Annotated in this window: 22 protein-coding genes, 3 tRNA genes and 1 pseudogene; 10 read left to right on the top strand and 16 right to left on the bottom strand. The window is 32.8% G+C overall.

Features of this window, described 5'->3' with window-relative positions; all coding sequences use genetic code 11:
• Positions 1-160: 160 nt before the first annotated feature.
• From AAGD45_RS01825 to uvrB, 5 genes and pseudogenes are all read right to left on the bottom strand, one after another.
• A pseudogene (locus AAGD45_RS01825) lies at positions 161-3,121 on the bottom strand (acyl-[ACP]--phospholipid O-acyltransferase); the annotation flags it as partial.
• A gap of 258 nt (positions 3,122-3,379) precedes the next feature.
• Positions 3,380-3,523 (bottom strand): hypothetical protein, encoded by a 144-nt coding sequence (locus tag AAGD45_RS01820; RefSeq protein ID WP_341761740.1) that lies wholly within the window; start codon positions 3,521-3,523, stop codon positions 3,380-3,382.
• 47 nt (positions 3,524-3,570) lie between these two features.
• Positions 3,571-3,873 carry a hypothetical protein gene (locus tag AAGD45_RS01815; RefSeq protein WP_341761739.1) on the bottom strand — a complete coding sequence of 101 codons (303 nt, stop codon included), beginning with the start codon at positions 3,871-3,873 and terminating at the stop codon, positions 3,571-3,573.
• Entirely contained in the window at positions 3,870-4,568 is a 699-nt protein-coding gene (locus AAGD45_RS01810) for a type I restriction endonuclease (RefSeq protein WP_341761738.1), read from the bottom strand. Before AAGD45_RS01810 ends, AAGD45_RS01815 begins: the two co-directional genes overlap by 4 nt.
• Positions 4,569-4,973: 405 nt before the next feature.
• Positions 4,974-6,962, bottom strand: coding sequence for an excinuclease ABC subunit UvrB (gene uvrB, locus AAGD45_RS01805; protein WP_341762184.1), 1,989 nt, complete (start codon positions 6,960-6,962; stop codon positions 4,974-4,976).
• Positions 6,963-7,036: 74 nt separating this feature from the next.
• On the opposite strand from uvrB, the gene grxC reads away from it, so the two are divergent.
• From grxC to AAGD45_RS01790, 3 genes are all read left to right on the top strand, one after another.
• Positions 7,037-7,309 carry a glutaredoxin 3 gene (gene grxC / locus AAGD45_RS01800; RefSeq protein WP_341754140.1) on the top strand — a complete coding sequence of 91 codons (273 nt, stop codon included), beginning with the start codon at positions 7,037-7,039 and terminating at the stop codon, positions 7,307-7,309.
• 116 nt (positions 7,310-7,425) lie between these two features.
• Positions 7,426-7,502, top strand: a tRNA-His gene (locus AAGD45_RS01795).
• 175 nt (positions 7,503-7,677) lie between these two features.
• Positions 7,678-7,754, top strand: a tRNA-Arg gene (locus AAGD45_RS01790).
• 42 nt (positions 7,755-7,796) lie between these two features.
• Here AAGD45_RS01790 and hemF read toward each other — a convergent pair.
• Together hemF and AAGD45_RS01780 are read right to left on the bottom strand one after the other, a co-directional pair.
• Positions 7,797-8,633, bottom strand: coding sequence for an oxygen-dependent coproporphyrinogen oxidase (gene hemF / locus AAGD45_RS01785; RefSeq protein ID WP_410521080.1), 837 nt, complete (start codon positions 8,631-8,633; stop codon positions 7,797-7,799).
• A gap of 83 nt (positions 8,634-8,716) precedes the next feature.
• Positions 8,717-9,982, bottom strand: a complete 1,266-nt coding sequence (locus AAGD45_RS01780; protein WP_341761736.1) for an MFS transporter — start codon at positions 9,980-9,982, stop codon at positions 8,717-8,719.
• A 409-nt stretch (positions 9,983-10,391) separates the two neighbouring features.
• On the opposite strand from AAGD45_RS01780, the gene AAGD45_RS01775 reads away from it, so the two are divergent.
• Together AAGD45_RS01775 and AAGD45_RS01770 are read left to right on the top strand one after the other, a co-directional pair.
• Entirely contained in the window at positions 10,392-11,969 is a 1,578-nt protein-coding gene (locus AAGD45_RS01775; RefSeq protein ID WP_341761735.1) for a patatin-like phospholipase family protein, read from the top strand.
• 483 nt (positions 11,970-12,452) lie between these two features.
• A complete protein-coding gene (locus AAGD45_RS01770) occupies positions 12,453-13,307 on the top strand; it encodes a cytochrome c oxidase subunit 3 (RefSeq protein WP_341761734.1) in 855 nt (284 codons plus the stop codon).
• A 22-nt stretch (positions 13,308-13,329) separates the two neighbouring features.
• Here AAGD45_RS01770 and bcp read toward each other — a convergent pair whose 3' ends face one another.
• From bcp to AAGD45_RS01755, 3 genes are read right to left on the bottom strand one after another with little or no spacing between them, the layout of a single operon-like run.
• Positions 13,330-13,797 carry a thioredoxin-dependent thiol peroxidase gene (gene bcp / locus AAGD45_RS01765; protein WP_341761733.1) on the bottom strand — a complete coding sequence of 156 codons (468 nt, stop codon included), beginning with the start codon at positions 13,795-13,797 and terminating at the stop codon, positions 13,330-13,332.
• A gap of 2 nt (positions 13,798-13,799) precedes the next feature.
• Positions 13,800-14,534, bottom strand: coding sequence for an SURF1 family protein (locus AAGD45_RS01760; RefSeq protein WP_341761732.1), 735 nt, complete (start codon positions 14,532-14,534; stop codon positions 13,800-13,802).
• On the bottom strand, positions 14,534-15,559 hold the full coding sequence (locus AAGD45_RS01755) for a palindromic element RPE1 domain-containing protein (protein ID WP_341761731.1): 1,026 nt from the start codon (positions 15,557-15,559) through the stop codon (positions 14,534-14,536). The genes AAGD45_RS01760 and AAGD45_RS01755 overlap by 1 nt, the downstream gene beginning before the upstream one ends.
• Between AAGD45_RS01755 and pgeF the strand changes: the two genes are divergently transcribed.
• The 5 genes from pgeF (at position 15,560) to AAGD45_RS01730 (ending at position 19,177) form a co-directional block, all read left to right on the top strand.
• Positions 15,560-16,294, top strand: a complete 735-nt coding sequence (gene pgeF / locus AAGD45_RS01750; protein ID WP_341761730.1) for a peptidoglycan editing factor PgeF — start codon at positions 15,560-15,562, stop codon at positions 16,292-16,294.
• Positions 16,295-16,306: 12 nt separating this feature from the next.
• Complete coding sequence (dnaN, locus tag AAGD45_RS01745) at positions 16,307-17,470, top strand: DNA polymerase III subunit beta (RefSeq protein ID WP_341761729.1); 1,164 nt, start codon at positions 16,307-16,309, stop codon at positions 17,468-17,470.
• A 283-nt stretch (positions 17,471-17,753) separates the two neighbouring features.
• Positions 17,754-17,839, top strand: a tRNA-Leu gene (locus tag AAGD45_RS01740).
• A gap of 43 nt (positions 17,840-17,882) precedes the next feature.
• Positions 17,883-18,446, top strand: a complete 564-nt coding sequence (locus AAGD45_RS01735) for a NifU family protein (protein ID WP_341761728.1) — start codon at positions 17,883-17,885, stop codon at positions 18,444-18,446.
• Between the two features lie 5 nt (positions 18,447-18,451).
• A complete protein-coding gene (locus AAGD45_RS01730) occupies positions 18,452-19,177 on the top strand; it encodes an SDR family oxidoreductase (RefSeq protein ID WP_341761727.1) in 726 nt (241 codons plus the stop codon).
• A gap of 75 nt (positions 19,178-19,252) precedes the next feature.
• Here AAGD45_RS01730 and AAGD45_RS01725 read toward each other — a convergent pair whose 3' ends face one another.
• The 6 genes from AAGD45_RS01725 to AAGD45_RS01700 form a co-directional block, all read right to left on the bottom strand.
• Positions 19,253-19,948 (bottom strand): metal ABC transporter ATP-binding protein, encoded by a 696-nt coding sequence (locus tag AAGD45_RS01725; RefSeq protein ID WP_341762183.1) that lies wholly within the window; start codon positions 19,946-19,948, stop codon positions 19,253-19,255.
• A 244-nt stretch (positions 19,949-20,192) separates the two neighbouring features.
• A complete protein-coding gene (locus AAGD45_RS01720; RefSeq protein WP_341751470.1) occupies positions 20,193-20,528 on the bottom strand; it encodes a DUF2610 domain-containing protein in 336 nt (111 codons plus the stop codon).
• Between the two features lie 125 nt (positions 20,529-20,653).
• On the bottom strand, positions 20,654-21,412 hold the full coding sequence (locus AAGD45_RS01715; protein ID WP_341761726.1) for an inositol monophosphatase family protein: 759 nt from the start codon (positions 21,410-21,412) through the stop codon (positions 20,654-20,656).
• A gap of 6 nt (positions 21,413-21,418) precedes the next feature.
• Positions 21,419-21,985, bottom strand: coding sequence for an elongation factor P (efp, locus tag AAGD45_RS01710; RefSeq protein ID WP_341761725.1), 567 nt, complete (start codon positions 21,983-21,985; stop codon positions 21,419-21,421).
• A 97-nt stretch (positions 21,986-22,082) separates the two neighbouring features.
• The gene (locus tag AAGD45_RS01705; protein WP_341761724.1) at positions 22,083-22,604 is read right to left on the bottom strand and encodes a methylated-DNA--[protein]-cysteine S-methyltransferase; all 522 of its coding nucleotides are present in this window, start codon (positions 22,602-22,604) and stop codon (positions 22,083-22,085) included.
• Position 22,605: 1 nt separating this feature from the next.
• Complete coding sequence (locus AAGD45_RS01700) at positions 22,606-25,776, bottom strand: FAD-dependent oxidoreductase (RefSeq protein WP_341761723.1); 3,171 nt, start codon at positions 25,774-25,776, stop codon at positions 22,606-22,608.
• Positions 25,777-25,787: the final 11 nt, after the last annotated feature.

Raw genomic sequence — 25,787 nt, 5'->3', positions numbered from 1 at the left:
CAATAGACCTATTAGATCTCTTTTGAAACTCTACTTCTGCTGGTAATTTATTCGTGCTCCCGGTACTCTGCTCTTCAAATACATTTGAGTACGCTACGGTTCGAAGCTCCGTGGTTTCTTTAAATTCCTCAGCAGAAGCAAATTCTGCAATAGGTCTATTGTGAATTGGTCTAATATAATATTCTATTTTAGGCATCAAACGCCCTACACTTCCAGCACGATAATGCATTGGGGTATTACAAGATATTATTGGAGATGTTTCTGACGTACCATATCCTTCAAAAATTCTTATACCAAACTTATCAAGCCATAATTCCCTTGTGTCTTTTCTCAGTTTCTCACTACTGGCAAATACGTATCTTATAGAATAAAAATCGTAAGGATGAGCATAGACAGCATAACCATACAAAAATATATCCGTACCAAACATAATTGTCGCTCCGATATCGTATATTACCTCAGGAATACTCCTATAATGCAGAGAAGACGAGTAAAGAAACACTGGTATAGCATTGAGTGTCATCATTATTGTTCCAGATAAACCAAAACAGTGAAAAAGCGGTAAAGCCATAAAGGCAAAATCATCAGGACTAAAATGTACCTTAGCTAGAAGTTGGCATCTATTAGCCTGCAAGTTCCTATGTGATAATACTACAGCTTTAGCTGTTGCTGAAATACCCGAAGTAAATACTACAACTGATGGATCATTATCATCATAACTGCTACATATGTTGTTGTAATAACTTTGTGGGAAGAAGCTGGCAATAATAGCCTTAATTTTTAAATATAAACCAATTCTTTGTGTTAAATCTTCAAGGTAAATAATTTTTATATTGTCTGCTAAGATTTTTGCCACCACTTCCTGTAATCCAGCTTTTTCAACAAACTGTTTTGAAGTATATACCATTTTAACTGACGTTGTTTTACATGAAGCCACTATATTGCTCACCTCACTCATATAGTCAATCATAACTGGTCGACGGCAGCAGGCTTGCATAGCATAAAAAGTAACAATAGTTTCAACCATATTAGGTAGCATAAGACCTACATAGTCAGCTACTTCCGTATCCTGTTTTATTAAATTTGCTAAAGAAAAAGATCCCAATATTAATTGGCGATAGGTAACAGATTTATCATCAATATCTTGTATTATTTTTTTGTTAAAACCGTAAGCTTTTGCTGTCTCAATTAGAGACTGAAATATAGTATTTTGATAATCAGAGCTTTCAAACATCATATCAGCCATGATATCATAAAGAGCCTGACCTATATATTTACGCTTTTCCCTATTATCTATATTCGGCTTAGAAGGAAATTTTACTGGTGGTAGAATAGTGATAGTAATCTTAGGAAATATCCGTGTTTTTAGTATATTTTTAAGTTTGGAAAAATGAGTAAATTGTGTACCATCTATTCTTACAGGTAGAATTGTCGCATCAGATTTCTCAGCAATCATGCCAGGTCCTTCATATATCTTCATTAAGGAACCAGTAATACTTATTCTTCCTTCGGGAAATATAGCAATTTTTTTATCTTTTTGTACCTCTCTAATCAAAGTTTTTATAGCCATTGCATTAGTGGGATCAACCGGCAGTGTTTTTGCCATTTTTAGAAATGGTCTTACCCACAATGCTTTAGCTATAGTTGTATTAATGGCAAAAGTCATTTCTTCAGGTAGATAAGTTGCAAGTAAGGCAGGATCAATATATGAAATATGATTAGCTATAATTACTGATCTTTTGCCAGCTTTATAAAAATTTTCAATGCCTTTAACTTCCACTCTGTACATACAATCAAAAAGAAATTTTAAAATAGCTCGGTTAACAGCAAAAGGTACTATTTTTACTTCAGGAATTAATTGATAAATATAATAAGCTACCACTATGTTAAGCAGGCTAATAAATAGTATAACGGATGGTATCGAATATTCCCAATAGAATAATAAAGAAAGTATTACAGTAGACCCAGCCATAAATAAAGCATTAACAAAATTATTTATAGCAATTATTCTACTGCGATGAGCTGAGGAGCTAAAATATTGTAATACTGCAAAAAGTGGAACAATATATAACCCCGCAATGGCAGATATAAAAAATAAGTCTATAATAATCCGCCAATTATGCTTTTTAGATAAAAAGACAAATATACTCTTTAATTGTTCCGGTTCATAATGCACTGCACTAATTCGACTGGCAAAAAATAAATCAATACCAAATATACTGATACCAATCGCTGAGACAAAAACATATTTCGTGGTAATCTCATTGCCAAAAATCTTACTACACCAAAAAGAGCCAACCCCTACTCCAATTGAAAATGTTGCAAGGAATAAATTAGCAACATTTTCATCTGCTCCAAAAGTATTTTTAGCAAGAGATGGAATTTGAGCAAGTATTGCTGCACTGATAAACCAAAACCAAGATATACCGAGAATTGCCAAATATACTTGCTTTTTAGCTTGGGCATATTTAATCATTTCTATACTTTCACGAAATAAATTTAAATTTATTTTAATTTCACAGTTAGAGTTATTCGATTTTGGCATAAAATAACTAGCAATAACGCCAACTATAGCAATTATTATCAGAATAGTGATTATTAAATTGCCACTTATGGTGTAGTATCCTCCAATAATAGTACCAACTAAAATAGAAATAAATGTTCCTGCCTCAACGAATCCATTAGCTCCCAATAACTCATTTCGGTATAAATGGTCTGGTAGAACACTATACTTGATTGGTCCAAAAAATGTCGAATGTATACCCATAAGAAATATAGATAAAAAAAGTATTACTAAACTATTATCAAAAAATCCATAAGTAGCAAAAAGCACTATGGATAGTTCAAATAATTTAATGATTTTAACTATAGTTGATCGCTCGTACCTATCAGCCACTTGCCCTGCAATACTTGCAAATATTACAAAAGGTAATACAAAAACGGTATTAGCTGCTAGCACAAGCAATTGGGTTGATTCTACCAATTGACTAGATAGTTTATAGGTAATTAATATAATTAACGCATTTTTTAGTAGACTGTCATTTAGACAACCACAACATTGTACTATGAAGATAGGCAAAAAACGCGTATCTCTAAATAAATATAACCGATTTGATTGCATGTTTTCTCCAAAGACATATTTAGTTGCGGTATAGTATGTAATTTGTTACTCGATAATCAAGTTTTTTCTAAGTCATAACAATTGGCTTATTGCAAGGCAAATTTTTGTGTTAGTTTTTATAATACTGAAACTCTTAGGTTAATAAGGTTATAAAATTTATTTTATAAGTAGTATTAACAGCACTAAAGTATAGGTTTTTTCCTCTGCAAAATATAATTTTTTTAACAATTTTAAAAAACTTGATTATCGAGTGTTACTTTATGTCAAATAATCTGAATCTTTATTATTATTAACATTATGTCTTTTCCCTATGGCAGCTAAAGGATGAATAGAAGCAAGGTGGTCAAATATTCTCTCCTTATACCATTTCTGAAAACTAATCATCACGTCGTCGTACTTCATAATCTCCGCTCCTCACGTATTAGTTGTCACACTACTGGACAAAAAGGTTAGGTTGGTTGCACAAAGTGTAACTTAAACAATTTTATGATTAAGGAATCAAAAAATTGCTTAGAACGACTATAAGCTTGTTTAATTGATCTTATACCTAACTGTAGTACAGAATAACTCCTGCATCCTAACGTTTTCTTCATTTTTATCGGTTGCTCTTGCTCTCCAATTGCTCCTATTTTTATTGCTATTGCATATGCTACAAATAAACATTTTATAAAATTCTCTAATCGTACTTTACTCTTTATATGCGTATTCCATTCTAAAACCATTACTTTTGCACTCTTTAAAGGCAGCTTCAATATCCCATCTCTTGAACGTATTTAGTCTTGAATCTTTCATCTAAAAATGAACTCCATCTAAGATACTCATCTAATGTATTCTCTTCACTTCCACACATCTTTAGAACAGAAATTTCATCAAGAATTTTTAAAAACAAAATATCAGAAAATGCCCCAAATCTATCAAGACCAGCTTGTAATCCATCCTCTCTTAGTAAATTAGCTGCACTTTTAAATACCTTAATAAGTTCGTCTCTTGAATGCTGAATAAAATTTACCGCAGATAGTATTTCAGAACCCTCATTAACAAATCTGAGTGCCGTATGGTGATTTATAAATTGCCTTACATCTTCCCCATCAATTTTAAGATTACGTCCATTATACAAATATTGTGTTTCAATATAACTACCATTATAAGCAAATATAAGTGGCGTATTTAGTGGTTTAGCATACAAATTCAATGCTTGGTTCATTGCTAATTGTATACTTTCATTCAGTTTTTTTGCCTCAATTATTATTATTGGTTCGTTACTTCCTTCCTTGTATAGTACAAAGTCAGGTATTTTACCGTTAAGTAATTCTTTTTGCTTTGTAAGTTTCACTCTTTGCTGAAAGACGTTACATTTTGGGTCTTTTTCATCGACAATCCAACCAAGATTATCAAGTTGGACTAAGATATCATGCATTACAGATGCTTCTAATCTTTTAGTATACATATAGAATATTCCAATTTTACAAAACAGCTTGTTTTTCCAACAAATTAAACATATCGTAATTATCTCTGTTATTATATCTAAAACAAAACTCACGTATTTTTGCGAGTGTTGTGATGATACACGGCAATAAATAACCTGAATTCGATATAACAAGTTATTCCAAATTACGCGAATACGGGATAAGAATTAGTCAATTCTTATCCCTAATGGGGGTAAATTCGGTTATATCTATAAATATAACAGATTTTTATGATCCACTAATAGCTGTTTTCATTATTTTTGCGGTATTGCTTATTTTTTTCATCCCCTAACCAGTACATTACTATTACTCTACTATTACTCATTCTTTAAAAGGCTTATTCTTATCCCAAACTAATGGTTAATTGGGACAGAAAGTACTTTAAATTAAGTTAACTCTAAGGCAGCCTCTTCTAGTACATTAATTTGATCTCGTATTTTTGCCGCCTGTTCAAATTCTAAATTACTAGCCTTTGCGTACATTTCCTTCTTTAATCTATCGATATGAGCTTTCAATCTCACTGGATTGTCCAATAATATATGAGTTTGTTTTTTATTGTCTAACTTACTATCCAATTTGTCTAATTCAATTAGTGCATGGATATGGTGATTAATTGTTTGCGGTACTATACCATGTTGCTCATTATATTCCTCCTGAATTTTCCTTCTCCTATATGTCTCACTTACTGCCTTATCAATAGACTTGGTGTTGCGATCTGCATAAAGTATTACCCTTCCTTGACTATTCCTTGCAGCCCTGCCGATAGTTTGAATTAATGAGACTTCAGAACGCAAAAAACCTTCTTTATCAGCATCGAGTATTGCAACAAGTCCACATTCTGGAATATCTAAACCTTCCCGCAATAAATTAATACCAACAATAATATCTATAGTACCTTGGCGTAAATCTCTTATGATTTCCATACGTTCAAGAGTATGAACATTAGAGTGCAAATATGATACTTTATACCCTAATTCTTGTAGATAATTTGTTAAATCTTCTGACATTTTTTTAGTTAATGTTGTCACTAAAACGCGGAATCCTTTATTTATCGTATATTGAATCTCGCTTATCAAATCTTCAACTTGGTTAGTCGCTGGTTTTATAATACATTCTGGGTCTAGTAGTCCCGTTGGTCTGATAATTTGTTCGACCATAATCCCTGCTGTTTCTTCCAATTCAAAAGGCCCAGGTGTTGCCGAGACAAAAACCGTCTGAGGTCTAAAATCTTGCCATTCTTCAAATTTTAATGGTCTGTTATCTAAGGCTGATGGAAGGCGAAACCCGTGTTCCACTAATACTTCTTTCCTTGCCCTATCGCCATTATACATTGCTCTAATTTGCGGGACAGATACGTGACTTTCATCGACAAATAGTAAAGCATCTTTGGGCAAATATTCAAATAAGGTTGGCGGAGGCTGCCCATTTGCTTTACCAGTTAGGAATCGAGAGTAATTCTCAATGCCTTTACAGCTGCCAGTTTCCATCATCATTTCCATATCATATTGGGTACGCTGATTTAATCTTTGAGCCTCTACTAATTTATCATGTGCTTTAAGAAATTCTAAGCGTCGTTGTAATTCTTCCTCAATTTGCGATATAGCATTTTGTACTACTTCTTTAGGTGTTACAAAGTGGGACTTAGCATAAATCACAGCTTGATCCAATTTAGCTAATTTTTCACCTGTAAGCGGATCAAATTCGCTTATATATTCAAGTTCATTGCCAAAAAATGACAATCGCCAAGCTTTATCGTTATAATGTACTGGGAATATGTCAATATTATCACCTTTTACCCTAAACGTACCGCGTTCAAACCCCACATCATTACGCTCATATTGTAAATTTACTAAGTCATTAAGCAATTTATCTCTAGCATAAGTTTCCCCAGCCTTAAGGCTTATTGTCATCTGATAATAAAGATTTGGTGAACCAAGACCATAAATACAAGAAACTGAGGATACAACAATTACATCCCGACGTTCCAGCAGTGACCTAGTGGCAGAGTGTCTTAATAAATCTATTTGTTCATTTATCGAAGAATCTTTTTCTATATAAGTATCGGTTTTTGCAATATATGCTTCAGGTTGGAAATAATCATAATATGATACAAAATATTCAACGGCATTATTGGGAAAAATTGCCTTCATTTCTGAATAAATTTGGGCAGCTAATGTCTTATTATGTACCATAATAAGCGATGGTCTACCGGTTCTCTCAATAATATTTGCCATAGTAAAGGTTTTACCAGAACCAGTAATACCAAAGAGTATTTGTGAACGCATTTTAGATTCAAGGCCTTTAACGATTTCATTAATTGCTCTTGGCTGATCGCCAGCTGGATTATATTTAGATACTATTGAAAACTTATTTATCATTAACTTGTAACTTGCTAAAAGTTTATTATATGTGGATAATAGTTTTATAACTATAAAATAGGATAACAATTATGCACAAAATTATTCTATACACCGTCATAATTTATACATTAACATATTGCCCCTATTGCACTAAGGCAAAAAAACTACTTAATCGAAAAAATATATCTTATAAAGAAATAATCGTAGACAATTATAGTGACAAGCAAAGGTTAGAGTTGCAAGCTAAAGCTAATGGACAACGTACATTACCACAAATATTTATTAATGATAAGCATATTGGCGGCTGTGACACTCTTCATAAACTTGAAAAAGAAGGTAAGTTAGATGAATTAGTAAAATAATATCATATAATTATGACAGCAAAAATTCTAAAAATAAATGTATTAAGTCATGGTAATTTGGGTTGAATATACTTGACTTACGGGTAATAATAATTTACTTTAACGCAGGTTATATGGCGGATGTAGCTCAGTTGGTTAGAGCATCAGATTGTGGATCTGAGGGTCGCGGGTTCAAGTCCCGTCATTCGCCCCATATTTGCTAGGTTAAAACAAAGGCTATTAGATATTATGGATTCTGCACCGAAGCGGGAATGACATCAAAAACTTATTGAATTGCAATCCTTTTAATGCTGACTATCTGCCTTTTAATATGAAGCCAGCAAAAAAATCTATTGTATTTTTATGTTTGAGAAGTAGCGATAAATTAAGCATTCGTAGCTCAGCTGGATAGAGCGTTGCCCTCCGAAGGCAGAGGTCGTTGGTTCGAATCCAATCGAATGCACCAATTACTTTAGAGTCTAAGGATTATTTTTTGCAGTATATAAGGCTACCAGCGTACTTCTGGGGGCAGAGACATTAATATCGCTTCAACGTTGCCATCTGTCATTAAGCCAAACATTGTTCCACGATCATATAATAAGTTAAATTCAACATATCTACCACGACGTACTAATTGATAATCCTTTTGTTCATTAGTCCAAGGCAGTAGCATTTTTGTTCTAACAATTTCAGGATATACTGTTAAAAATGCTTGTCCTACGTCCTTAGTAAAAGAAAAATCATTGTTAAAATTTCCAGTATTTAAATAATCATAAAATATACCGCCTACTCCCCTTGGCTCATTTCTATGTTTTAAGTAAAAATACTCATCACATTGTTTTGTAAATTTAGGATAATAACTTGGATCATGTTTATCACAAGCATGTTTAAAAGCATTATGAAATTTTATCGTCTCATTTTCATTAGAATAAAATGGCGTTAGATCTCCACCACCGCCAAACCAATGGTTAGTAGTTTCAATGTAGCGTGTGTTAAAATGTACTGCTGGTATTAATGGAGAAGTAAGGTGAGCAACGATAGAAATACCAGTAGCAAAAAATTGTCTACTATTTTCTGTCCCCGGTATATTTTTACTAAACTCTAGAGATAATTCTCCAAAAACTGTAGAAATATTCACCCCAACTTTCTCGAATAAGTTACCACGCATTACAGACATTACGCCACCACCACCGTTTTTTCTGTTCCATGGTGATTGTATGAATTTTGCAGGAGCTAAACCTTTCGCCTTACTATATTCAAGTTCAATTTTCTCGAATTCAGTACATACTTGATCACGTAAATTTGTAAACCATGTTATTGCCCTTTCCTTATTAGTTATCATAATTTTTCCAATCATTTACAGTATATACTCTTCTGCTTTGAAGAATTGTTTTTTGAAAACATCACGGATTCGCATTTAACGGTTAGTTATATTTTTCTCTTGTAGCTATTATTTTTAATTAAACATCTTATTTCATTTTTCATAAAATAAATGATGACTAAAAATATACTAGAAATAGTCATAATATAAAAGGCAGGGGCATAAAACAAGCCTGTTTTCTCAACAAGCCAACGAGAAATAAGAGGAGAAGTGCCACCAAATATAGCAATACCCAAATTATAACTAAAGGATACCCCTGAAAATTTTTGTTCAGGAGTAAATAAAGATATAATAAAGCTATAGGCTGCCCCAGCTATTGCCCCACTAAGAATACCTAAGATAGTTAGTGCTAGAATTTGTTGCCACATGAACGGTAATGACATAGATAACAAAATAGGTAAAGCTAATATCAAGATCGCTAAGCTTACTAAAGCTAAAGTCTTAAATTTTCCAATAATATCAGTTAATCCACCAAATAATGGCATAGATATCATCGCTATAAAATTTGCATATAACATATAAGTAAGAGCAATTGTATTATCAAGGTGCAGGTAATACACATTAATGGTTTTTACTAAATAGACGACACTACTAGCAACTGCACCTGTACAAAAGGTTAAAAACATCGCTTTCCAAGCTGTCTTAATTACGTTGATAAAAGGTGCTTTTAAAGTTTTCTTTTGTTCAGCTAACATTTTGAAAATTGGAGTTTCTGATACACGAAGACGCAAATAGAAACCAACAAGCCCCATAACTCCGCCTAGTAAAAATGCAAAACGCCAAGCAAAATCAAAATGATAAAAATATTGTTCAATAATAATTCCTATAAGAGTGGCTATTAATGTACCGGCAATATTTGAGCCATGTACTAAACCAGCAGTAAAACCTGGTCGTAAATTTTGATGATGTTCTAGAATAAAAATAGCAGCTCCAGCCCCTTCACCACTAATACATAAACCTTGAAAAAGACGCATTATGATTAATATTATCGGTGCATAAACTCCTATGTCATGATAAGAAGGAATTAGTCCCATAGTAAATGTTGGTATAGTCATACCAAGCATGGAAATAATTAAGGCTATACGCCTTCCATATTTATCGCCAACATAACCAAAAAATATACCACCAATTGGTCTAGTAATGAATCCTACTGCAAATACCCCGAGAGCCAACAATATTTGTAAGAATTCTGAGCTTGAAGGAAAAAATGTGTGACCAATTACTAATGCAAATACTGAATATACTGTGAAATCGTAATATTCCAGTATATTGCCTGAAATTGCTGATAAAAAAACGGATTTAGGTTTGCTCATCTAGATCTTATCAATCAAATTTAATTAAATCGGATTATAGACCACTTAACCAACTTATAAAGTGTAAAATAATTTTATTTTTTGCGACAAGCTGCATATATTTACAGAAAAGTTAACTGCTATTTAGTATATAGTGATTATTATACAATATAGGTAGATAATAATTAGTAGTTTGTATCATCTATTGCTTGATTTTTTTGACAAGCTCTTCCACTATGTATGTTGTATACTACTCGTAGCTGAAGAGTTGATAGACGAAGATCAAAATCATGATAGTAGCAGGAGTCAAAGGGTCGAGGAGCGGGGCGTACATTTAGTACGTGAGTACCTAATATCCCTGAAGACGACAACGCAATTCTTGATTTTCATCGAGTATATAAAATATTTTTTTATTTAGTGAGTTATAATTATGGGCGACATAGGTAAAACAAAATTGGGTAAAATAGATAAAATACAAGAGAGAGGAATAGACAAAATAAAAGAAAATAGGGTTCTCTCTATCTCAGGTGGTGGAATTAAGGGGATCGCTGAGTTGGCTGTACTTGCAGAGATTGAGGAATATACAGGCAAACCTATATCTAAATTATTCAATGTTATTGCTGGCACTAGCGTTGGAGGATTAATTGCAACTTTATTGACCATCCCTAAAGAAGAGGGGTCAACAGAACCGCTTTTTTCAGCAAAACAAGCTTTAGAACTATTTGAAAATACTGCTGCTGATATTTTTCCACAAAAGTGGTATTTTAATGGACCAATCGGTAACATATTCAGCCATAAATATAGTCAAAAACCTCTTAAAGCAATGTTAGAAAAATATTTGGGTAATAGTACATTGGATGAGGCTATAAGTCGCGTTATTATACCTGTTTTTGACGTAGGTGGCAAAAATGATCCTAATAAAGTTTTTGATAGTCATGCCCCTAACAGCCCACTAAAAAAAGAGGTAGTTCTTGCTACTACGGCAGCTCCTACTTATTTTAAACCTGTTGTTAATAAAGAGGGTGTAGGTGGTTTTGGCTATGATGCTGGAGTACCTTATGCTTTTGTCGATGGAGGCTTAAGTGCTAATCGTCCAGCAGCATCAGCTCTAGGAGTGCTGAAAGAAGGGCTAACTATTGAAAAACAAGCGGAAATGTTAAAACATACGACGATTTGTTCTATCAATTTTGAACAAACTAATAGAGAAATGGAGATACCATCAAAAAAATTGGATGGTTCGATAGGTTGGGTAACTAAAGGAAACATAGTAAGCAAAATTACGAAAGCTACCGAAAGTAGTGCTACAAATGAAGTTAAAAAAGATTTACCAGAAGCTGGTCAATTTACAGAGATCTCAATTCCTATACCAAAAGAATGTAAAAAATTGGATAATGTTAAACCGGATAACATAGCTAAATTAAAAGAAATTGGTAAACAATATGTAGAAAATAACAAAGAATTACTTGAGAGTCTCTGTAAAACATTGGTTGAGAGTGTCAATAGAGAAGAGAGTTTAAAAGCAGCAAACATTGACGAATCTACTGTTTCTAGTGCGTTAGTAGCGAGTGATAATACTGATGATGAAGGGCAAGATAATAATGCTTCCAGTACCGTTAGTAATCGTGTAATATCGAATGAATGTGATAAACAACAATTATTGATTAAAGATTTAGATGATAGTCAATATGAAACTCTACAAAAAGGCTTAAGTACTTTAACTCCTAGGGAATCCCAGCTTTTGGAAATGTTCTTACAAGTATTAGATAATACACAAATTGAAGCTCTATCCGGTCAGATTAGCTCAATCATCAACGGTAATCATACGGATGAGATACCTGAGTTAACTAATTCTCAAAATATGCTTCTTAGCTCTTTTAGTAAGATGTTTATACCTGATAATGATTATACTTCGCTTTCGAGTACTTGTGGTCAAGAAGCTTTGGCTCAAGAAGTACCGTGTGATGGAAGAGGCTCAGATTTTTCACACGCTCCTCCTGAGGTGTATTAATTGTAACTATTTTTTAATTAAAAGTTGCAATCAATAGTTGCTGGAACGGTTTAAAAGGTAGCTAATCAGTATTAAAAGGATTGTAATTCAATAAGTTTTTGATGTCATTTCCTCGTAGATCGCTAGTATGTCATGCCCGCGTAGGCGGGAATCTATGATATCTAATAGCCTCTGTAGGTTATTTTTTGGATTACCGCTTTTAGCTAACCTCAAGTATTGATGTAATAAGTTAATAGTAGGCTCAAGTAATCATCGCCATTAGGGGTGATGTCACCCCTGCGAAGGCAGAGGTCTAAAAAAATAGACTATAAACCGATGTCTTACATCAAACTGAGGTTAGCCAAGAATGACATCGGTAATAGTTAAACTTACGTTTATAGCAACTACTGATCGCAATTTTTAAATTACCCTGTTGAGTATATTCTTGATATTTACAGAAGATAGCATAAAATAACCAAGCAGTGAATTGCTTATGAGTTTGTTATGTTACATAGATCTATTAAAAACAATGATGTTGTTTCTTTAGAAGAAAAACAACATCTATTTCATCTCGTTGATCCCAGTCCTTGGCCAATCCTGACTTCATTTGCCTTATTGCTTTTAGCTAGCGGTAGCATAATGTTTATGCATGCATATAGATTTGGTGAATATGTTTTTGGAACTGGTATTCTTTCAGTAATTTTTTGTTTATATTCATGGTGGAGTGATGTAATTAAAGAGGGATTAATTGGAAAACATCATACGCAGCCAGTAAGAATCGGCTTAAGGATAGGTATGGCACTATTTATCTTGTCAGAAATAATGTTTTTTGCTGTATTTTTTGGGTCATTTTTTAAAGCAAATCTTTTCCCTGTAGGAATGCTAGATGGTGTATGGGTGGTAAAGCCTGGTGTATGGCCTCCTGCTGGTATTCAAACATTTGATCCTTTTGACATTCCTTTTATTAACACATTGATTCTTTTGTTGTCGGGTACAACAGTAACTTGGGCGCATTATGCTCTTGAGGAAAATAATCAAAAGGATTGTATGACCGCTCTTAGCTTTACCATAATACTTGGTGTATTTTTTAGTTTAATGCAAGCTTATGAATATCATCATGCAGCTTTTGGTTTTAAAGATGGAATCTATCCTTCTAATTTTTACTTAGCAACAGGTTTTCACGGAGTTCACGTAATAATTGGCACTATATTTTTAAGCGTTTGTTATTATAGAGTGCGGCGAGGTGACTTTGTGAAAGGTAATGGTCATTTGGGTTTTGAATTTGCAGCTTGGTACTGGCATTTTGTCGATGTAGTATGGTTATTTTTGTTCACTTTTTTATATGTTCTTGGAAGATAGACTGTTAAAAATATAGATATGTTTATATTATTTTCCGTACCTGATTTAATACGTCTTCAGCATGTCCAGCCACTTGTACTTTTGACCAAATGTAAGCTATCTTGCCTTTTTTATCTATTAAGAAAGTAGCTCTATCAACTCCCATATATTTTTTACCAAACATTGATTTTTCTACCCAAACTCCATATTTTTCACAAGTATCAGAATTAGAATCTGATGCAAGATCAAAATCCAAACAATATTTTTTCTTGAATTTATCGTGAGAATTTAAGTCGTCCTTTGATACACCAATAATGACAGCATTCATTTTTTCAAATTCTAGTTTTAATTTATTAAAGTCACCGGCCTCGATAGTACAACCTGGTGTATCATCTTTAGGATAAAAATATAATACAACAACCTTTCCTGTTAAATCTGACAAATTGATTTTACTATTATCACCTATTGGCATAGTAAAATTTGGTGCAATATCGCCTATTTTTAATGTCATAACTACTCCTTTATATTTATTTTAGACAAATTACAAATCATAAAAATTACTGCTAACGAAATCGCTAATGCAAACCAAGTTATAGCATATTCTAAATGATTATTTCTGACATTCAACAAATTTTCAATCGACAAACTTTTAAGAATATCAGATCGATTGTTATTACCCTCCATAACTAAATAAAAATCTTCTAATTTTAAGCCAAGAACATCAGAGGCTTGAGTTAAATCCAAGGTAAACCAAACATTGTTTTTAACATCATTATCCAGTACAAACAGCTTTGTTTTTTCACCGGGAAGAATTACACCTGTAATTTCCATAGAGTTATCTATTATATTATCAATATTTTTTTTATGCCTACCAGCAAACCACCCTAGTACAACCAAGATTATCTTGTTATCATCAGTTTGAAATGGGGTAACTAAATAATAACCATCTTTTTCAGTGGACATTGATCTGCGTCCATAAAGATGTAAATTCTTACCCACTAGAAAATAGCCGTTCGCCCTTATTTTAGCATATAATTTATTTCCACTAAGTGTTTTTATATCAATTGGCGGATTATTAAGATTATTTTTCATTGAACTTAAAAACAGTTCTTTTTCCTGTAATCTAGCAATTTGCCAAAACCCAAGTGATAAGAGAATTACAAATGCTAATATAGTAAGTAATAAAGGTAATAATTGAACTTGGTGCTTACCGATTTTTAAAGTACTTTTTTTTAAAGTTTGTAACACTATAATTTCTTCATTATTTCTAGTAGTGATTCTAGAGTAGCTAGTTCTCTTTGTCTATTATCATTTAGGTATATAAAAAACTCCAAATTAAATAGCTTTAATGCTTCTGTTAATGATTTGGGGAATGACACTAAATTATATTGTTGATCAAAAGCATTGCCATATATTTTGTTGATATTATTTATTTTATCAGGAAATTTTAAACCTAGAAATATAGAGTTTAAAATAGTAAAAATTGCTAAATAAGGATCAGTTAGTGGATTTGCTATTCTATGTTCTAGTCTTTTAGGAGAGAGGTCAGGGATACGCAGTGCAACAGTTCTATTATTATTACCAAAAGATACATTAGTTGGTGCCATAAAATTCTTATCCAAACGAAGGTAATCATCTTCATTTGGCATGAATATCAAGAAAGTGTCAAGCATATAATGACAGATACTTTGACCCATTAGATCAATAAATCTCTTTTGAAACTCTACTTCTGCTGGTAATTTATTCGTGCTCCTAGTACTCTGCTCCTCACATACATTTAAGTACGCTGCGGGTCGAGGTTCCGTGGCTCCTTTAAATTCCTCAGCATAAGCGAGTTTCGAAAGAGATTTAATATTAAGTATACAATTCTCCAAATTATTTGGGGATATAAAATTTACATGAAAATGCATACTACTACCATAATCGCTTGCAAATGGTTTGGCAGAAAAATTTACATTACCCCGTAATTTTTCTGCAATAATTTGTATTTTAGACTTAGTGCTACTAATTTTTTCTATATACTCAATTATGTTAGTGGAAGGCGGCAAATCTACCTCAAATTGATTAGCTCCTTTTTCCTTCTTAACTGCTATTCCAAGTAGAGTCTGAAATTCGAGTGGATCAATATTTTTGCTTAAATAAAATTCTATTTCTACTCCGATGCAAGCTATTAGCGAGTAGTCTGTTTGAAATTTCTTAATGATTTTTTGTAAAGCATTGTTCTTTTGCAAATGATCTGATAGTGTATGGATAAATTGCTGTAGGGTGGTCATGTGGATGAGTTTATAAAGAATAAAGTTTATTATAAAATTTTTGATGGAAGCTTCAAGCAATCTAGTCATATTTATAGTAAAAAAAATAAGCTGGGTGATTCTAGTATCTTAGAAAGTGTCGAGAATAATCGGCTAACAGTAGTTAAATATTATGATGCCGAGAATATTGTTATCCTACAGCAAGTGCATGGTAACAAAGTTATTGATGCTGATAGTGATGTTAAGACTGATCCCGAAGGTGATGGAGCAGTTACTACCAAAAAAAATCTAGTACTAACAGTACAAACTGCTGATTGCGTTCCTATTCTACTTAGTAGCGAAGATGGTAAGGTTATAGGGGCAGCTCATTGTGGTTGGCGTGGTGCTAAAGCTGGTATCACTAATAATTTGGTAAAACTAATGCATGAGAAAGGAGCAAAAAATATTAAAGCTATTATTTGCCCTAGTATTCAACAATATTCTTATGAGGTAGACCAAGAATTTTACGATAATTTTATAAAGCAGCGGGCTGAGAACTCAAAGTTTTTTAGTGCCTCCTTGAGAACAAAGCATTATATGTTCGATTTACCAGCTTATGTAGAACTTCAACTGCAAGAAGCTGGTATTAAAGATATAACAAAGATGCTAGAAGATACATATACTAACCCTGAGAAATATCCAAGTTATCGACGTTCCTGCCATACTGGAGAATTATATAACCGTACTATATTATCCACCATTGTAATTAAAGGATAAATACTAAATAATATGAATAATAATAACTTAAAAACAATAGTTGAAACAAAAACGTTAACTCATGCTTTGGCTTTTGCCAATTCTGTGGTAGAAAAACGTAACGTAATTGCTGAGCTTAGTCATGTTAAATTATCATCTAAGGATGGTAAGCTAGAGCTAATAACTACTAACATGGAAATATATTTAAGCCAAAAAGTAGCAGCTCAAGTAATAAGTGAAGGCGAAATAATGGTATCTACTAAAACATTAAATGACATAATAAGAAAGATATCTGATAATGATGTAACGCTCAGTGTCTCAAATGAAACAGATCAACTTGAAATTCTAGGAAAGAATTGTGCTTTTAACCTACTAACCCTACATGCTAACCAGTTCCCTGCATTAGATGATATTAATGTTGAAGCTACTTTAAAAATACCTTGTAGTGATTTTGTTAAAATGATCGACGGTACTTTGTTTTCGGTATCCGTTGATGAAACTCGTTATAATCTTAATGGTGTTTATTTCTGTGTAAAAGATGAAGAATGTTATATGGCTAGCACCGATGGGCATAGATTATCAGTGTCAGTAGTAAAAATAGCCAATAATGCTAGCAAGTTTGGAGTTATTTTACCTAAAAAGACTCTTGAGGAAATTGCTAAGATATTGAAAGACCCTAAGAATATTCAACTGGAAACTGAAATTTTTCTAAGTGTTAATAGGATTAAATTTGTTTGTAATGATATTATAATGGTATCAAAACTAATTGATGGAACTTTTCCGGATTATCAAGCTTTTATCCCAGCAGAGAACAACTATAAACTTACTATTAATACCAAGTTGCTAGCTGATGCTATAGATAGAGTAGCGACAATAACTATAGACAAATTTCAAGCAATAAAATTGATTTTATCAAAAGACTTGCTTGAAATTACCGCTTCTGGAGAAGCAAGAGGCGTGGCTAAAGAATGCATACCATGTTCTCTAGATGAAAGTAATTTATGCATTTTTGATCATGAAGATACTCTGTCTATAGGTTTTAATCCTAAATATCTTACTGATGCACTAAGTGCTGTGTTAAGTGCTACTAAAGCAAACCAAGTTGAGCTACACTTTTTAAATGCATCATCACCAATGTTATTGAAAACCCTTCAGAATCCTAAAGATGTTTTTGTGATTATGCCAGTTAAGGTTTAATATTCACCTTAATTCGATGTATATACTGCTCGTAAATGAAGAGTTGGTAGATGATAGTATAACTTCAAGAAGAGCTAGGAGTGTCAAAGTCGAGCTGCTAGGCGTACATTAGTACGTGAGCAGCACAGATCTTTGGTCGCGGGAACGCCAATTCTTGAAGTTCACCGAGTATACTCGATAAAAATCAAGAAGAAATGAGATTTTTATAGTAAAAATACTTGCTTTTTAACGTTTTTTTTATTAGTCTGTGCAATCTTCATAGAGTCTAAAATAACCTGACCTTGCCCGCGTGATGGAATGGTAGACATAACGGACTTAAAATCCGTGGGGTGCAAACCCTTGCCAGTTCAAGTCTGGCCGCGGGTACCATTCATTTTTATCAAGACCATTCTTTTTATCGAGGAAAAAGTATATGTTTATTCAAACTGAAATTACTCCTAATCCTAATGCGATAAAATTTTTCCCTAACATACCTGTTAGCCCTAACGAGCCGGTTCATTTTAGTAATCTTGATGAGGCAAAAGGTAAAAGCAGGCTAGTAGTTCAATTATTTAGTATAAATAACGTAAAATCTGTATTTTTTGGTAGTGATTTTATTACTATTACTAAAGAAGAAGAAAGTGATTGGCTAGTTTTAAAACCTGAAATTTTGATGGTTATTATGGATCATTTTACTGCTGGTTTTACTGTCTTTGATGGGGAAAATGGTCAATCTGCCATAAATAATTCTGACGAGATGTCTGAAATCGAACAACAGATTGTAGAAATTATTGAAACACGTGTACGTCCTTCGGTTGCCATGGATGGAGGTGATATAATATATCGAGGATTTGAAAATGGAGTGGTAAAATTAGAGCTTCATGGAGCCTGCAGGGGATGCCCTAGTTCAACTATTACTTTAAAAAATGGTATTGAATCAATGCTTAAACATTTTATACCCGAGGTAGAATCTGTTGAAGCTATAGATGAGTTATAGATATTATGTCAAGGTTAGCAGTAGTTACAGGAGGAACAAGGGGGATAGGCAAGGCTATTGCTATAGCATTAAGGGATAGAGGCTTTACCATTGTAGCAAATTTTTATAGTGATTACCAAGCTGCTAAAGATTTTAATGAAAATTATTCTATTAAAACTAAGCAATGGAATACAGCAAATTATGCTGAATGTTTTAAGTCAATAGAGGAGCTTGAAAATGAATTTGGTTGTTCGGTAAGTGTTTTGGTAAATAATGCTGGTATTACTAGGGATACGATGATGCATAAAATGACTGAGGAAGATTGGCAAGATGTGATTAACGTTAACCTTAGCTCATGCTTTAATATGTGCCGTGCAGTAATTAACCAAATGCGAACTCAGAATTATGGACGAATTATTAATATTAGTTCGATTAATGCTCAGGCAGGACAAATAGGGCAAACTAATTATTCTGCTGCTAAAGCTGGAATTATAGGATTTACTAAAGCGTTAGCTAGGGAATCAGCTTCTAAAAATATAACAGTAAATTGTATAGCTCCTGGGTATATTAAAACATCAATGATTGAAAAGATACCAGCTAATGTACTAGAGCAAATAATAGCAGCTGTACCAATGAAAAGGTTGGGTAGGCCAGAAGAAATTGCTAGAGCCGTAGAGTATCTAGCAGATGAGCAAGCTGGTTTCATTACTGGGGAGACGTTGTCAATTAATGGTGGGTATAATATGTCATGAGGTATACTCTTCATTTACGAGCAGTATATACTTCTACCAATTCTTCAAATGCCTAAGTGAGTTTGCCAAAGATATCTAATGTTTATGGTCATGATGATGGATATAAAAACCAATTGATGACAAGGTGTTTAGAAAGTCTTGGTTCTGTGCTAAATCGTTAGGCTTACCGCTACAACATATATGTCCATTCAAACATATAACTTGGTCAGAATTTTTCATCACAGTAAATAAGTCATGTGATATCATAAAAATTGTAATATTTAGACGTTTTTTTATTTGATTAATAATCCGATAAAATTCTTGCTGACTAGTAACATCTAATGATTGAGTTGGTTCATCTAAAATAATTAGATCAGGATTGTTGAGTAAGGTAGCAGTTAGAATTAGCTTCTGAAATTGACCACCAGAAAGTTCTGAAATATCATGATGTTTATAATTATCAAAATCAATAAAATTACTCCATTCTTGCCAATCATTGCGAGTAGCATTTGAGGCTAATAAATACAAAAAATTTTCAGCTGTAATTGGTAAGTCTGAAGCAAAATCTAGTCTCTGCGGTACATAGCCAATTTTTAGATGGGGGTGAATTGTTATATTACCAGATGAGGCACTGTCTAATCCCAAGATTAATCTAGCTATTGTTGTTTTTCCAGCACCATTTGGACCGATTAAAGTCGTAACCTCACCTTTTTTAACGGTAAAATTAATATTATTAAGAGGTAACTTTTTGCCAAATTGTTTAGATACATTACTGAATTTTATTAATGTAATATCTTCTGATATAGACACAACCACCTGATCAAAATTATTATTGTATGCCAATTATGAAGTTCGATATAACAAGTTATATACTGCTCGTAAATGGAGAGTTGGTAGACGATAGTATAACTTCAAGAAGAGCTAGGCAGTAGCAAAGTTGAGCGGCGTAGCGTACATTAGTACGTGAGCAGCGGAGATCATGCAGTACGACGACGTGATGATTAGTTTTCAGAAATGGTATTACATCGAACTCAGGTTAACTAGCAGTCTCACCGTTAACATCATTATTACTATCTTGGTCGTCATTATCACTTTCCGATTCTTCACTTTTTTCAGATTTATCATCCTCTTCTTGTGCAGAACCAAGAGCATACACACACAATTCTTCCAGCAGAACATTATTCTTATTAGCCAGTTCTTGCAGTTTAGTTATCGCATCCATGACCTCAGCTGGTATTTTCCCACCACGTTGCTTTGATAACCAGTCATCCTGAAAATGCAGGGGATGATGCCCCGGCTCAGGTTGCCCTACATATATGGTAAACGGTGCCATTTGTCCACCAAAATCACAATTAACACTAAACTTTTTCATAACATAACATTAAATTATTAGAATAATATTAGGGATTTCAAGATTTAATCCTAAAAAACTTATCCCTAATAAAATTGTATATGATACAACAAAAAAATAAAAGTAAAAAATTTTGGCAACAAAAATTAACTACTCAATGACGTTTTTTCAAGTAATAGATGTTTAAATTTCTCGGAAAGTTCATAATTAGTAGCAACAAACATTTTGTCATTATTTATTATTGCTCCACCTGATTCTCGGACAATTAAATCAAAGCTAGCTTTTAAAGTGTAATTTAATGATGAAAAATAAACAGCATCAATCTTACCAGCTGCAAGTAATAGCATTCCATAACAATGAGAACCAAAAACCCTAGCATTTTTCAAAAAAACTGGGTTTATGTTAAGATCGTCAGTAGAAATTAGAAAATTATCAAAACTAGAACAAGCAGAAACCCTTAATCTACCACTATTATTAGTGGTATTATTTCCTACCCATACTCCTTTTCCCTTCTCAACATAATAAATCTCATCAAGAGCTGGAAAGTTTATCACAGTACAAACCGTGGTTAAAATTTTATTAATCTTTTTTAAACACGTTATAGATACAGCAAAAAATGGTATACTTTTTTCTAAATTACTCAAACTATCAAGCGGATTTATTAAGAAAACCATCTCAGAAGCGTTATCTAATTCAAACTTATCCTCTGGAAAAAATAAAGAACTTGTATATTTTTGCAACTCATTACGTAATAAATCTTGTGTTTTAATATAAGATTTATTGCAGAAATCATAGTTTCCCTTATTAGATCTTTGAAGCATTTCCAGCTCTAAAAAATCTCTCTTCAAAAACTTAACAGCTTTACATGATGCAGTAATAAGTAAGTTAGTTATAGGTTGTTGCATAAGATATTACTTTGCTCTCTCAACAAAGCTTATATCTTCAATTTTTACAACTATTTTCTCCCCGGTAACTAAATAAGGCGGTACCATTACCTTTACTCCATTGGTTAAAATCGCTGGTTTATAAGAAGACGTTACCGTAGAGCCTTTAATTACAGGATCAGTTTGCATAATTTCAGCAATAACGGTTTGCGGTAATTCAGCATTTAAAGCTTTTTCTTCATAAAACTGTACCTTGAGTACCATATTATCCTCAAGAAATGGCAAACATTCGCCAAGAATTGCCTTATTAATTAAAATCTGCTCAAATGTCTCATTATCCATTAACACGAGATTATCATCTTCAAAATATAGGAATTGTAAATCCTTATTCTCAAGCTGTGCTTTTTCAACGTAATCGGATGAATTAAAACGCTCATTAAGTTTTGTACCAGTTTTTAAATTTTTCATCTCTACTTGCACATAAGCCCCACCTTTACCAGGTTTGGTATGTTCAGGTGTTTTGCTCACAACCCATAAATCATTATTATACACTATAATGTTACCAGCCCTAATAGCATTTGCTGAAATTTTCATATTATTATCACTTATCTAAAATAATTCTTTTGTATATTTGTTTAAGCTGGTTATTCATACCTTTCTAGGTCTATTTTATCATTTTTACCGATAAAGGTCAAAGTATAATCATATCCTTATAGCTTTCTTCTAATTCTAAAAGTTTTTTCTTGAGTTCAAGCCCTCCAGCGTAACCAGTTAGTCTACCATCAGTACCTATAACCCTATGACATGGCACTATAATTGACAAAGTGTTGCGTGCCACAGTGTTTGCTACTACACGTACAGATTTAGAAGCAAATATTAAATTTGCAATATCTTTGTAACTCATCACTCTAGCATATGGGATGGCAGAGATGGTAGACCATACTTTCTCCTGAAAATTAGTCCCCGTGAAACGGTAAGGTACGGTAAATTCTTTTCTAGTACCATTTATGTATTCTGTTAGCTCTTGGTAAGTTTGATCGAATATACTGCAATTTTGCTGTTCATGATAGCTACTATCTAAAATTGGCATATGTTTTTGCCCTACAAAATATAAACCTGTTAAAAAATCCCCGTCTGATACCAATAATATATTCAAATCATTTGAGTATATTAGAGCAATTGGTAAGTCTATATATCTATATATTTTTGTCATTTTAATTTTTTTCTTGGAGAGAGTTTTGTTCTAAACGACTTTTACACCCTGTGAAGTCAACTATTTTTGCATCTTGATCTTGGCAGGAACAAGTAAAAATATATTTCCTTTCATCTGTAACTTCCTGAATGCATTGTCCGCAAATACCTTTCATCATACACTGCATAGGAGAATTAAGACTTACTATTAGTTGAGTTTTGTTACCAAAAAAATTATCTTTTATATCGCTTATAGCTTCCATCATTTCTGTACTACCCGCAGCTATTATCCTATCTATGCTCAAATTTTTCCAAAGGTAACAATGCCCCATTATAGCATACACCAAATTACCATTAACACTAATATCTTCCGCCCTATTTTTTGATAAAATACCTTCTTCACAACACCAAACTACTATATCTGCTGCTTCTTCTATTCTCTCTTGATAGAACCTATCTTGTAAATTTTTATAACCAGCAAAATATATAATTTTACAATTATTATTTTTAAGAGCCTTAGCTATTGAGCATAAAACTGCATTTCCAACTCCTCCACCAACAAGCACTACATTGCTATCCCTTAATATCTCAGTTGGCTTACCACTAGGTCCCATTAGTACTACTAGTTCATTTTGCGATAAATATCTACATAATTTACTTGATTTACCATTTTGCCAAACTATCAAATGAATTAACCCCTTTTCTGAATCAACATAAGCTCCAGTGACAGCCAATGGTTCGATAATTTTTGAAATATCACTAGAATAATTTTGCAAACGGAAAAATTGCCCCGGTTGAAAATTTTGAGCAGCGAGAGGAGAATGTATTACCAGCTCTACTATCTTATAAGATAGAATATCAATCCGTTTGATACGGCTAGTTAGCAAATAATCTAGTTTAGCAAAGAAATCTAGATTATTACCAAAAAAACTTGGTTTATTTTTGATAAGTTTTTTTCCAATAAACTTGTACCCCTCTTTACTACTTGCTAAGGCTTTAACCACACTTCCAGAGTATTGAGGATTACAATCACCAAAATATGTTATACTCAAATCATTTGAGTATATATTTGAATATATGTCTTCCAAATAACTATTATCTTTATGCGTACCTATTGCCATAAGTACAGTCCTTACCTTAAATTTTTTCCTTATACCTAAATTATCAAATTCTATTGATTCAGCGTAAGTATACTGATCAACATCAATGCCTAAAGGTATCATATTTTCAGCAAAATTTACACCTGCAGCCATAGCATACATAACTTCTTCAGGATTTAACTTGTAGGCAGGAGAATCCTTTAATTTTCCTCTATAACAAATTATTACTCCACCTAGTTCATCTAAGATTTTCTTTATAGATTCTTTATTTTGTGCTTGCCTAAATAATTTTGCATGCAAGATAAATTCTTTGGCTATTAATCTGTCCTCATCTGTCCAATTTTGTTCTGTATGATTTTTTCCATTCTCTTCAACTGACAATTCATACTTTTTTAGAAATTTTTCTACTTGTAACTTATAATAATTTAAACTTTCAGTTGCTGCATCAATAGAGGTCAGTCCCCCACCAATGATAATAATAGGCATCCTAATAAGCAAATTAGTGTTAGATTGTTCTAAAAAAGCTCCTCCTGATTGTAAGGTCATTAGAAAGTCGGAGGCTGTTTTCACACCTTTTGCAAGAAAATTTCTCATTTGGGCAATTTTAGGCTTACCAGCTCCAACACACAAGGCGACATGGTCAAATCCTAAATGAAATACCTGCTCCATAGTTATATTACTATCTAAACTTACACCACCAAAAAGCTTAAAATGACTGTTTCTCTCCAGTATCAGACGTAATATAGTTAAATTATTTTTATCCCACCTTGCAGTAATACCATACTCGGCTACTCCTCCAAAACCTTCAGGTATTTTTTCTGATAAGTTTTTTTTATAATCAGACCAGTATTTAATAGGCTTGTTAATATCAAAAGGCAATGGGGTGATTTTTAAGCCATCTATAGCTACTACAGTATGTCCATCTCGTAATAAATAATGGCTTAAACTAAACCCAGCTGGTCCTTGACCCACTACTAAAACTTTGTAATTAGTTGGAGGCTTTGGCATCAGAGCAAAAATATTAAGTGGATTCCAATTAGTAAGTAATAAATATATTTCCACCCCGTAAGGTAGAAGCAAAGTAGTTTCCAAAATATTAGATTCAACCAGAGGAATATCTACAGGTTCTTGCTTTTGATAAATGCAAGCATTGGAACAGTCATTACAAATCCTATGACCAGTAGCAGCTACCATTGGATTATCAATGACAATAATAGCAAGAGCAGCTAAATTGAATCCCTTGGACTTTACATAATTCATCTCAGAGATTTTCTGCTTCAGCGGACAGCCCGACTTTGATGGCGTAATCGGTAGTATATTCGCAGAATCATTCGAGTATAACCCTTTAGAACACGAATCTTTTCCCTGTTTATGACAGTAGATACAATAGTGAGTAGCATTTAAGACTACATCTAGATTAGATATAGGATTTAAACAATCAAACCCTACTCTTACATGTTTTTTATATTTAGCTACCTTATTAAGATCTATTAAATTATCTTTATCTATTTTATTTGGTAAAGAAAATAATATACTTTCAGATTCATTAAATCTCCTTTGAAACTCCACTCCTGCAAGAGGTCTATTATAAACCATAAAGGCAGCATATTTTGCTGCTATATCTAACTCAAAAGCATATTTTTCATCATCTAATTGCCATTTTATTACTTGACGAGCAAACTTGTCTTGGGTAAACTCCTCTCCTAAAAGTTTTTCTAAAAAAATTGATACACTATCAAAATCAATCTCTTTTAGTTTTTCAGGAGGATATTTTTTTACTGCAATACGCTGGATGAATTTTCTCTTACACTCATAAATTACATCAAACTCTTTATGACTAAATCTTAGATTGGCTATTTCTTGTTCAATACCAAATAACTTAGCTAGAAAATCATCAAAAACAGGCGAAATTTCTAATAAAAAATCTGAGTAATATTTTTGATCAACTTGATCGGGATTAGCCCTTAACAATAAAATAATTTCATAAAGAGAATAACTATGGCTACGCAGAAAATTTAGAAAAATTTCATCTAATTTTTTTAAGCCTTCTAATTTATTTAAATCTACAAAATCTAAACCAAAAGCAAGTGTCATATAGCTAAAAC

Source organism: Candidatus Tisiphia endosymbiont of Thecophora atra, from assembly GCF_964026395.1.
In the GTDB taxonomy this organism is placed as follows: Bacteria; Pseudomonadota; Alphaproteobacteria; order Rickettsiales; family Rickettsiaceae; genus Tisiphia.
This window is presented reverse-complemented; position numbering and strand designations above follow the sequence as displayed.

Bases quoted from the DNA above. Each gene is read 5' to 3' on its own strand.
- AAGD45_RS01820 (WP_341761740.1), bottom strand. From the start codon at position 3,523: ATGAAGTACGACGACGTGATGATTAGTTTTCAGAAATGGTATAAGGAG.
- AAGD45_RS01810 (WP_341761738.1), bottom strand. From the start codon at position 4,568: ATGTATACTAAAAGATTAGAAGCATCTGTAATGCATGATATCTTAGTC.
- grxC (WP_341754140.1), top strand. From the start codon at position 7,037: ATGCACAAAATTATTCTATACACCGTCATAATTTATACATTAACATAT.
- AAGD45_RS01780 (WP_341761736.1), bottom strand. From the start codon at position 9,982: ATGAGCAAACCTAAATCCGTTTTTTTATCAGCAATTTCAGGCAATATA.
- AAGD45_RS01775 (WP_341761735.1), top strand. From the start codon at position 10,392: ATGGGCGACATAGGTAAAACAAAATTGGGTAAAATAGATAAAATACAA.
- AAGD45_RS01770 (WP_341761734.1), top strand. From the start codon at position 12,453: ATGTTACATAGATCTATTAAAAACAATGATGTTGTTTCTTTAGAAGAA.
- bcp (WP_341761733.1), bottom strand. From the start codon at position 13,797: ATGACATTAAAAATAGGCGATATTGCACCAAATTTTACTATGCCAATA.
- AAGD45_RS01755 (WP_341761731.1), bottom strand. From the start codon at position 15,559: ATGACCACCCTACAGCAATTTATCCATACACTATCAGATCATTTGCAA.
- dnaN (WP_341761729.1), top strand. From the start codon at position 16,307: ATGAATAATAATAACTTAAAAACAATAGTTGAAACAAAAACGTTAACT.
- AAGD45_RS01735 (WP_341761728.1), top strand. From the start codon at position 17,883: ATGTTTATTCAAACTGAAATTACTCCTAATCCTAATGCGATAAAATTT.
- AAGD45_RS01730 (WP_341761727.1), top strand. From the start codon at position 18,452: ATGTCAAGGTTAGCAGTAGTTACAGGAGGAACAAGGGGGATAGGCAAG.
- AAGD45_RS01720 (WP_341751470.1), bottom strand. From the start codon at position 20,528: ATGAAAAAGTTTAGTGTTAATTGTGATTTTGGTGGACAAATGGCACCG.
- AAGD45_RS01715 (WP_341761726.1), bottom strand. From the start codon at position 21,412: ATGCAACAACCTATAACTAACTTACTTATTACTGCATCATGTAAAGCT.
- efp (WP_341761725.1), bottom strand. From the start codon at position 21,985: ATGAAAATTTCAGCAAATGCTATTAGGGCTGGTAACATTATAGTGTAT.
- AAGD45_RS01705 (WP_341761724.1), bottom strand. From the start codon at position 22,604: ATGACAAAAATATATAGATATATAGACTTACCAATTGCTCTAATATAC.
- AAGD45_RS01700 (WP_341761723.1), bottom strand. From the start codon at position 25,776: ATGACACTTGCTTTTGGTTTAGATTTTGTAGATTTAAATAAATTAGAA.